Source organism: Streptomyces sp. N35 (genome assembly GCF_016464295.1).
Taxonomy (GTDB): Bacteria; Actinomycetota; Actinomycetes; order Streptomycetales; family Streptomycetaceae; genus Streptomyces.
In genome coordinates, this window is sequence record NZ_JAEIMH010000014.1 from 109,211 (window position 1) to 118,056 (window position 8,846).

Here is an 8,846-nt window from a genome sequence, read left to right on the forward strand (position 1 = left end):
CCCCAGGAAAGCCTTCCCGGGGCGGGCGCCGTGTGGCTGGGCTTAGGCGGGGGTGATGTTCTCCGCCTGCGGGCCCTTCTGGCCCTGGGTGATGTCGAAGTTCACCTTCTGGCCTTCCTGAAGCTCACGGAAGCCCGAGGCGTTGATGTTCGAGTAGTGGGCGAAGACGTCGGGGCCGCCGCCGTCCTGCTCGATGAAGCCGAAGCCCTTTTCCGCGTTGAACCACTTCACGGTTCCAGTAGCCATGTAGTCCTCCAAGAGACTCGTGATCGGTTCCCGCACGGTGCGGAAACCGGAGGTGATCGTCCTGGCCCTCCGAGACTCTGAACAGCAAAACGCCCGTGAACTCGCGCTCACGGGCGACCGGTACTTCGGAACCATGACAGCTGAGGGTGACGCTACACGCACAGACCCCCGAACTGGCACCCCCTACGCCAACTTCCCGTCCAGGTCGGCGGGATCCGCGGCGGCCGAGAGGGGCGTCTGGCCCTTGTTTTCCGGGCACTTCATGACGTACTGGACTTTGCTCCCTTCGTGCCTGACGCGTTCAGCCGTTGAGGTGGGGGCATGACCGGTTCGGAGTCATACCCCCGGGTCGGGTTCGACCGGCCCCGGCCGCAGGGCGCGCACCGCCTCGAGTTGGGCGGCGAAGGCCAGGCCCAGGAAGAGGGCGATCGAGGTGAGGTAAGCCCACAGAAGCAGGGACATGAAGGCGCTGAGCGGACCGTAGACAGCATCGAACGAACCGCTCAGGGAGAGATAGCGGCTCAGTATCCAGGTGAGCGCGGTCCACAGGACGAGGTACACGGCGGCGCCGAACGCCAGCCAGGTGTAGCCGGGTTGGCGCCGGCGCGGGGCGCGCCGGAAGATGACGCTCGCCGCGATGAGCGCCAGGACGAGACCCAGCGGCCAGCGGACCACGCTCCATACGGTGCCGGTCAGGGCGTCGATCCCGTACACCGCCGAGGCCGCCGCACCCAGAGCCTCACCGGCCACCATGAGGACGAAGCCCAGGCCCAGCGGCAGGGCGGCGGTGACGGCCATGGAGAGGCCGCGCAGGTACTTCCGGTGGAAGGGCCGGTCGCGTTCGTTGCCGTAGATGCGGTTGGCGCCCCGTTCGATCTGGCACATGGCCGTCGTGATGTTGAGCAGGGAGAACACCAGGGCCAGCCAAAGCGCGGCCTGCGTCCCCTCGTCGGCGGTCCGCCGGCTGCGCGCCAGCGCCTGGTCGATCACTTCGCTGCTCGTCCCGAGCGGCATGCGGTGCAGGGTCTCCTGCGCGAACCGGCCGATGCTCTCGGTGTGCAGCACCGTCGAGAGCCCGACGAAGACGATGGCCATCGGAATCAGGGCCAGGACGGTCTGCAGGGCCAGCGCCCGCGCGTGGCTGAACCCGTCCGCGTAACGGAACCGTACGAACGCGTCCCGCAGCAGATGCCAGCCGCCGTAATGCCGCAGCGCCTCGAACGCCTCGTCACCGGAGAGTTCGGGCCCCCTCATGTCCCGTGTCTCGGGAACAGTCGTCGCCGTACCCATGAACCGCCCCAGGATCGCGTCGGAAGAGCACGCCGTGCGCGGGCTCGTCCGGGTCTCTGTGCCCCGGCACATCTTGCTCAATCCGGCACGGTTTTCCGAGCGCCAGGAAGCACCGGATTGTCAATGCGGCCTCTGTTCACGAGTGGGGGAGACCCATACGCTGAGCGGCTTTCGCACTCGAGGGAGGGCTGGTGAACGGTCTTCGTGCGTTATTGATGTGCTTGGTGATCGCATGCGCCTCGTCGGTCGTGCCGGCTGCCGGGGCCACGGCGCCGGCAGCGCTGCCGGCGGCGGCCGCGCCCCACTGGGAGGCGTTGCCGGGACCGCCCCTGCCGTCCGGGGCGGCGGGCGGGGCCGAGCTCGCCGCCCGCGGGCCGGGCGACGCGTGGGCCACCGGGGTCGAGCACGCCGCCGACGGCTACCTGTGGCCGTTGCTCTACCGGTGGGACGGCACCACCTGGAGCCGGGACACCACGTTCCCGGGTGCCGATGAGGCGGGGCATCTGGGCAAGGTGCAGTTCGTAGGCGAGGAGGTGTGGATCTTCCACAGCGGTGCCGGCGGAGGCGAGATCCTGCGCTGGTCGGCGGGCAGTTGGAGCACTGTCCCGCTGCCGCAGACCCTGTGGTACTACCAGGACTTCGCCGCGGTGCCGGGCGCCGCGTGGGTGGTCGGCGAGGACGAGACCGGCCTCAAGGTCCTGCACTACGACGGGTCCCGCTGGACCACCCAGACCCCGCCGGACGGCGTGCTGTTCTTCAGCGGGATCGAGGCGCGTTCGGCCGACGACGCCTGGGCCATGGTGGACCGCACCGACCAGGGCAGCCAGATCCTGCGCTGGGACGGCACCGCCTGGCGCGACGTGGCCGTACCGGTGCCGTCGGGCGGCAACGTCCACAGGATTCTGCTCGAACCGTCCGGCCGGGCCACGCTCGGCGGCATGCGCTCCACCGACGGCGTGTCCCGCACCTTCCTGATGACCTTCAACGGGCGCGCGTGGCGGACCACTTACCCGCCGCTGGGCGAGACCTACACCTACGGCATGGTGCGGGGCCCGGACGGTGCGCTGTGGCTGCCGATGCGCAGCGAGCGCGCCTTCCAGTCGAAGTACGCGCGGGTGGACGGCGCCCGCACCACGTTCTCGTACGGGCCTGAGCGCAAGAACGCGATCGACGTCCAGCCGCGTGTTCTGGCGAGGGCCGGGGCGTCGCTGCTCGCGTTCGGGATCGTCGAGATCTACGGCTCGAGACCGACTCTGATGAGCGAACGCCTGGGAGGCTGACCATGGCACGTCGATCACTCATTGCGGTTGTCGCCGCCGTCATGGCCGTCCTGGCCGTGATGACACCGGCCGCGGCCGACACGTCGTCCTGGGTGCACGTTCCGGTCCCGGCCGAGGTACGCCCGCAGGCCGCGCTGAACGAGGCGGTGGCGTTCGGCCCCGACCGGGCCTGGGCGGTGGGCGCCGACGCGGTGGGCCGTCAGGCCCCCGGCTTCCCTCTGGTGCTGCGCTGGGACGGCGCCGCATGGCAGCGCCAGGCGCTGCCCGGGATCGGCTGGCAGGGCGAACTCCTCTCCGTCGCCGGCACCGCACCGAACGCCGTATGGGCCGTCGGCCGTGACTCCGCGGGCGCCGGTCACCTGCTCCGCTACGACGGCATCTCCTGGCGCGAGAGCCGCGCGCCGCGTGGCGTCCGCCTGGACAAGGTCGTCTCCGGCGGCGGCGAGACCTGGCTGATCGGCGGCCGGGACGTCGGACAGGCCCTCCTGCGCTGGGACGGACGCGCATGGCGGGACCTGCCCGTGCCGCCGGGAGCCGTGTACGGCCTGCACATCGTGGCGGCCGATGATGTCTGGGCCGCCGGCGCCGGCGCCAATGGTGCCGCGGTATCGCACTGGGACGGACAGGCCTGGCAGCAGACGATCGTGGACGGCGGCCCGCGCGCGGGGGTGGGCAGCATCCTCGCGGTGTCACCGACCGAGGTGTGGGCGGGCGGCACGGCCGGGTTCATCGGCGGGCCACCGGGCCGCCCGATCCCTCCCTTGCTGATGCGCTTCGACGGGCAGGCGTGGAGCCGGGTGGCGCTGCCGGCCGACTTCGGCTCGGTCAGTTCCTTCGCAGCCACCGACTCCGGCCGGCTGGGCTGGGTCGCGATGTCCAACTCGATGAAGTGGGCCCCGCCGGGCAGCTCCCCGCCGCTGGAGCCGGGCCCCGACTTCCTGGCCTGGGACGGCCGGACGTTCACCGGCCACAGCGAGCCGGCAGTGCCGGGTGAGGGCGACTCCTCGGTGCTGCGGCTCGCCCCGGTACCGGGCACCGGCACGGTGTGGTCCGTCGGCCGCGCCGCCGGCCCGGAGAGCACCTTCGCGCCGCGGATCCTGCGCTTCGGCTGACCGGACGGCCGGGGACTTCGTGTTTGGACCGGACACGAAGCCCACGGCCGCACGGCCGCACGGCCGCACGGCCGCACTGCCGTACTGCCGTACGCAGGAGCGGCGCAACTGCGTCGGACACGGCACCGTCCACACCTCGCGCCCTGGAGCACGGTTCGTCAACCGACGGCGATACGAGGCCTGGCGGGGCGTCGCGTGATGGCCTGGGCGGTGAGCCGCGCTTCGGCGGGATGCTGACGCAGGTTGGCTTCGAGAGCGGACTGGTAACCGATGAAATAGAGGCCAGGCGTGCTCCGGTGAGGCTCCCCATGAGGGGCGAGCGCGTCGAGATGTCCGACGAGGCCAGTGAGACCGGGGTGATAGCCGGTGGCGGTGAGGATCACGTCGGGCTGCAGGCGCGTGCCGTCGCGCAGGACGGCATCGCTGCGGTCGAGTGGGTCGATGGCGCCGACGACGGTGAGCCGGCCGGCAGTGGGGTGAGCGACAAAACCCTGATCGACGGCGACAGTGACGCCGCTGGTGCGCATGCGCTCGTACGGGCCTTGGGGCGGGATGGGCAGTCCGTAGGGGGAGAGGTCTCCTGAGGCGCGGCGGGCGACGGCGCGGGCGATGCGATCGCGGAGCCGTTCGGGCAGCGGGCGCAGAGCGAGGGTGAGCGGGTGAAGCGGGATGCCGTGGAGCTGGCGGGGGAGGATCGTCGGCTGAGTCCGGACCGACACCCAGAGCTGTTCTGCGGTAGATCCCGGACCCGGTGTGTATCCGCCAGCCGTCGGGCACGCGGTCTACCCGGCGGACCTCGACGCCGTGGCGGATGCGTAACCGGGCTCGGCGGGGGAAGCGTTCGAGGTAGGCGATGTAGTCGTCGCGGCCGACCCACCGGCCGGAGCGGCGGGGGATGCGCAGGCCGGGCAGACCGGACATCCAGCGGATGGTGTTCAGGCGCAGATCCTCGTGACGGTGGTGCCAGGAGGTGCCGACGCTCTCGCCGCGCTCGAGGAGGAGGGCGTCGATGCCGCGCCGGCGCAGAGCGTCGGCGGCGGCCAGGCCCCCGGGGCCCGCTCCGGTGATGGTGGCGGTGGGGGGCAAGGCGTTCCTCCTGGCGGTCATCGGCGTACGGGCACGGCCGGCGCGGGCCGCACGGATGCGGATACGGGCGACTTGGGCCGGAGCAGGAGGAGGGCGAGCAGACATCCGAGGAGGGCTAGACCGGTCGCGGCGGCGAACGCCGTCCGCAGACCGGCGAGGTGGCCGGTGGTGCCGGTGACGTAGTTGGCCAGCAGCAGGGCGGCCACGCCGAGCCCGGACCCGATGCGCTGGGCCGTGTTCACGATGCCGGCGGTGACTCCCGTGTCGGCCTGGTCCACCGCGGTCACCGCGGGGGCGGTGACGCCGATGAACGAGGCGGGCAGGCCCACTCCGAGGAGCAGGGCGGCGGGCAGGATGTCGGTGGCGTAGTGGACGGTGGCGGGTACGGTCGCGAACCAGGCCAGCGCGGCTGCCTGCAGGGCGAGTCCGGCCCACAGCAGGCTGTGGGCGCCGAAGCGTTCGGCCAGGACGGGCAGAGCGGTGCGGGAGGCGACCGGCGCGGCGAGCGCGACCGGCAGCACGGCCAGACCGGACCGTACGGGGCTGTAGTCCTGGGTGTTCTGCAGGTAGAGGGTGAGCAGCACGAACGTCGGTACGTGCACCGCACCGACCAGTGCGCTGGCCACGGCCGAGCCGCTGACCTGGCGGACGCCGAGCAGTCGCAGCGGCATCAACGGGGCCGTGCTGCGCGCCTGGACGGCGACGAAGGCGGCAAGCAGCACCAGCGCGACGGACAGAGCGACGAGGGTCGGTATCAGGGTGGCAGGGGCGGCGAATGCGCCGATCGCGTAACCGAGAAGCAGCAGACCTGACGTGCCGAGGACGGCGCCGGGCAGGTCGAGACGCCCGGCAGCGCGGTCCCGGCCCCTCTCGTCGGCCGGCAGCAACCTGCCGACGAACAGCAGCGCGGCAGCCCCGACCGGCAGGTTGATCAGGAAGATCGACCGCCGGCCGAACGCCTCGGTGAGCAGGCCGCCGGCCACGGTGCCGAGTGCGGCGCCGACCGCACCCATCGCGCCGCCTCACACGCCGAACGCCCGGCGACGAGCGGCCGGATCGGTGAACGTCCGGGTCAGCAGCGCGAGTTGGGCGGGCACGGTGACCGCCGCCGTGATGCCCTGCAGCGCACGCGCCGTCAGCAGCAGCCAAGGATCGTTCGCCGGACCGGCCAGCACGGACGCGCCGGTGAAAAGGGCCAGCCCGAACGCGAACACCTGCCGGGCCACGTTCACGATCGTGCCGTCCAGGAAGACCATGAGCTCCACCGCGGTGATGAGCACTCGCCACCCTCGACCGCCCCTGGGTCGCCGAAGCCCTGGCCGCGCCGCCCGAACAACTCCATCAGCCAGCGGCACACCGTCCTGGCCGTCTTCACCGGCGCATTGGCGGCCATGAACGCCCTGCGCCCCGGCCTCAACGCCGTCCGCGCGGCCGATATGGCCCTGGCGGTCCTGTCACCGGAGAGCTACCGCCTGCTCACTCACTATCAGGGCTGGGACAGCGCCGCGTGGACCGACTGGGCAGCCGAAACCCTGATCGGACCCTGCTCAAATGACTGGAGTCATGCTCCAGTAGTACGTAGGGGAGATGATCGGACAGCTGCGCTCGTCGCGGGGCAGCTACCCCCTGCGTGATGCTCCGGGCCGACGGGCCTCAGTCGCCCGGCAGTGTGCGGAAAGGCGTGGGCGCGGCCAGGATCCCGCCGTCGACCCGCAGCGTCGTCCCGGTGATCCAGGAGGCGTCCCGCGAGGCGAGGAAGGCGACAGCGGCCGCGATGTCCTCGGGCTCCCCGATCCGCCCGAGCGGATACAACGCCCGTATGGCATCGAGCTGTTGCTCACGGCCGGCCCAGACCGCGGTGCGCACCGTGCCCGGAGCGACCAGGTTGACGCGCACCCCGCGCGGGGCGGCGTGATCGGCGAGGGTGCGGGTCAGGGAGGCGAGCCCCGCCTTGGCCGCGCTGTAGCCGTGATTCCCGAAGGACGCCTCACCGTTGACCGAGCCGATGCTCACGATGGCGCCACGACCGGAGGCCGCCAGGTGCGGCAGGGCCGCACGAGCGCAGCGGAAGGCGCCGCTGAGTGTGACGTCGAGATCGCGCTCCCAGACGTCGTCGGACTCGTCCTCGAACAACGTCGCGTCCATCCCGCAGGAGGCAGCGTTGTTGACCAGGACATCGAGCGTGCCCAGGCGCTCCACGGCGTACGCCACCGCCGCCTCCACCGACGGACGGGATGCCACGTCACACCCCAACGCCCAAGCATCGGCGCCCTCTTCCCGCAATGCGCGGGCCGTCTCCTCGGCCGCCGACTCGTCTACATCCGTCAGCAGCACCCGCCCGCCTTCCTGGGTGATGCGCCGTGCCGTGGCCGCGCCGATCCCGCGGGCCGCCCCAGTGACCAGTACGCCGTGTCCCTCGAATCGCCTCATCCGGTCCAACGTACCGATCACCTGTCCGGTTCCACCAGGGTCCGATCACCGGCATCCCGTTGAGGGGCGCTTTCGGTGATCCCGGCCGGTCGCGTGAGGATCGAGTTCGGCGTGGAAGGCCGCGAAGACGCCACGTACGAGGGCGGTTGCCTACGGCTCGTACAGAGGCAGGAAGTGGATGACTGCTTGCTCGTACGGATGGGCCTTACGGACGGCCTGCTGAATGGCGCCGGCCTGATCCATCTCGCAGACGGACTCGATCCGGCACTCCTCGCTGTGGTGCACGGCGCCCACCTCACCGTCGTACGGCTGTGAGCCGGGCAGGGCCTGCCAGGTGCCGGTCACCTTCCAGACGCTGGAACACCGCGCGTATTCACCGACCCGCCCCGCGCCCGCCGTATGGAGCGCCTCGATCACAGCCTCCGCGTGACTCTCGGGAACGGATATTTCGATCTTGAGGCGTGTCATGCCAGGACCCTAACAACCCGCCCGATCAGGGGAACCGGAGGTCCGTCGCCGCCCGCTCGGCGAGCGGTGTCGGTTTCGTCGGGGATCGGCCATTGGTGTGGGTTGGGGGTGGCCATACCGGTGGTGGAGGCCGAGGCGCGGTGGTGGCGTGCGGTGGTCGGGCGGACGGTGGCGATGATTCACCTCGATCTGTTCGATTTCCAGGGCCGGCCTGTGCGCGGCACAGTGCGCCGGAGCCTGGCGACTTCCGTGAGGTCAGGCACATGGGTAAGGGCTCCCGGCGCGTACGGCGTCTGCTGGCGTGTGGTCTGTTGTCGTTGGCGGCCGGTGTGGTGACGGCCGTCCCCGCACTCGCCACCGGTTCCGACCACGACCACGAGGAACCCGTGGCGGACCCGCACGCTCAGCACGGGGCGGGCCCCACGGTGAAGGTGCGCCCGCATGGCGAAGCGGGCTCCGACGTGTTCACCGTGAAGGTCCGTGCGATCGGCGCCGAGAAGCGGTCATCGGCCGCACGCGCGGGGGAGCGTGTCACGTACGAAGTCGTCGTCCGCAACCGCACCGCGCAGGACTTCCCCGAAACCGAGATCGTGCAGATGCTGCCGGGCGGCGCGAAGGTGGTGTCGTCCGAGCCCGAAGGGTTCGTCGACCAGGAGTGGCTGGTCTGGCAGTTGGGGCTCGATGCACAGCAGAGCGTGACACTGCATTCGACGGTCCTTGTCCCGCCGTCCGACGACGCCGACGCACCACGCTCGCGCAGCGCCGTGTGCGTACGGGTGGAGACGGCGGCGGGGTTCAGCGGTTGCGGGGCGGATTCCCGTCCGGCGACGAAGCACTCCGCGCCACCGCAGGCCGGGCCCGGGGCACCCCGTGCCCCGGCGGGCCGGGGGGAGGGGGCGGGCCCCGACGGCGGGGCGCGTGCGGGCGCGGGGGG

At 71.5% G+C, this 8,846-nt stretch carries 10 protein-coding genes and 1 pseudogene; 3 read left to right on the forward strand and 8 right to left on the reverse strand.

Translation table 11 applies throughout. From position 1 onward, the window contains the following. Window positions 1-42: 42 nt before the first annotated feature. Both JAO81_RS10945 and JAO81_RS10950 read right to left on the reverse strand, forming a co-directional pair. Window positions 43-246 carry a cold-shock protein gene (locus tag JAO81_RS10945; protein ID WP_160508150.1) on the reverse strand — a complete coding sequence of 68 codons (204 nt, stop codon included), beginning with the start codon at window positions 244-246 and terminating at the stop codon, window positions 43-45. Between the two features lie 336 nt (window positions 247-582). Further along, window positions 583-1,536, reverse strand: a complete 954-nt coding sequence (locus JAO81_RS10950; protein ID WP_199547578.1) for a YihY/virulence factor BrkB family protein — start codon at window positions 1,534-1,536, stop codon at window positions 583-585. Window positions 1,537-1,727: 191 nt separating this feature from the next. Here JAO81_RS10950 and JAO81_RS10955 point away from each other — a divergent pair, with 191 nt between their 5' ends. After that, on the forward strand, window positions 1,728-2,816 hold the full coding sequence (locus JAO81_RS10955) for a hypothetical protein (protein WP_199547579.1): 1,089 nt from the start codon (window positions 1,728-1,730) through the stop codon (window positions 2,814-2,816). Between the two features lie 2 nt (window positions 2,817-2,818). Next, a complete protein-coding gene (locus tag JAO81_RS10960; protein WP_199547580.1) occupies window positions 2,819-3,928 on the forward strand; it encodes a hypothetical protein in 1,110 nt (369 codons plus the stop codon). A 158-nt stretch (window positions 3,929-4,086) separates the two neighbouring features. On the opposite strand, the gene JAO81_RS10965 is transcribed toward JAO81_RS10960, so the two are convergent. From JAO81_RS10965 to JAO81_RS10990, 6 genes and pseudogenes are all read right to left on the reverse strand, one after another. Further along, complete coding sequence (locus JAO81_RS10965; RefSeq protein ID WP_199547581.1) at window positions 4,087-4,647, reverse strand: hypothetical protein; 561 nt, start codon at window positions 4,645-4,647, stop codon at window positions 4,087-4,089. 25 nt (window positions 4,648-4,672) lie between these two features. Beyond that, window positions 4,673-5,119, reverse strand: a pseudogene (locus JAO81_RS43945) (NAD(P)-binding domain-containing protein); the annotation flags it as partial. Beyond that, window positions 5,032-6,027, reverse strand: a complete 996-nt coding sequence (locus JAO81_RS10975) for an MFS transporter (protein WP_199547582.1) — start codon at window positions 6,025-6,027, stop codon at window positions 5,032-5,034. The pseudogene JAO81_RS43945 and the gene JAO81_RS10975, both read right to left, overlap by 88 nt. Before the next feature lie 9 nt (window positions 6,028-6,036). Next, the gene (locus JAO81_RS10980) at window positions 6,037-6,294 is read right to left on the reverse strand and encodes a hypothetical protein (RefSeq protein WP_199547583.1); all 258 of its coding nucleotides are present in this window, start codon (window positions 6,292-6,294) and stop codon (window positions 6,037-6,039) included. A 373-nt stretch (window positions 6,295-6,667) separates the two neighbouring features. Then, on the reverse strand, window positions 6,668-7,444 hold the full coding sequence (locus tag JAO81_RS10985) for an SDR family NAD(P)-dependent oxidoreductase (protein WP_199547584.1): 777 nt from the start codon (window positions 7,442-7,444) through the stop codon (window positions 6,668-6,670). Between the two features lie 150 nt (window positions 7,445-7,594). Continuing rightward, window positions 7,595-7,912, reverse strand: a complete 318-nt coding sequence (locus tag JAO81_RS10990) for a hypothetical protein (protein WP_199547585.1) — start codon at window positions 7,910-7,912, stop codon at window positions 7,595-7,597. A gap of 263 nt (window positions 7,913-8,175) precedes the next feature. On the opposite strand from JAO81_RS10990, the gene JAO81_RS10995 reads away from it, so the two are divergent. Next, window positions 8,176-8,846, forward strand: a 671-nt coding sequence (locus JAO81_RS10995; RefSeq protein WP_199547586.1) for a DUF11 domain-containing protein, incomplete at its 3' end; no start/stop codon positions are given.

Excerpts from the sequence above, each read along its gene's own strand:
- JAO81_RS10945 (WP_160508150.1), bottom strand. The coding sequence starts at position 246 with ATGGCTACTGGAACCGTGAAGTGGTTCAACGCGGAAAAGGGCTTCGGC.
- JAO81_RS10950 (WP_199547578.1), bottom strand. The coding sequence starts at position 1,536 with ATGGGTACGGCGACGACTGTTCCCGAGACACGGGACATGAGGGGGCCC.
- JAO81_RS10960 (WP_199547580.1), top strand. The coding sequence starts at position 2,819 with ATGGCACGTCGATCACTCATTGCGGTTGTCGCCGCCGTCATGGCCGTC.
- JAO81_RS10975 (WP_199547582.1), bottom strand. The coding sequence starts at position 6,027 with ATGGGTGCGGTCGGCGCCGCACTCGGCACCGTGGCCGGCGGCCTGCTC.
- JAO81_RS10985 (WP_199547584.1), bottom strand. The coding sequence starts at position 7,444 with ATGAGGCGATTCGAGGGACACGGCGTACTGGTCACTGGGGCGGCCCGC.
- JAO81_RS10990 (WP_199547585.1), bottom strand. The coding sequence starts at position 7,912 with ATGACACGCCTCAAGATCGAAATATCCGTTCCCGAGAGTCACGCGGAG.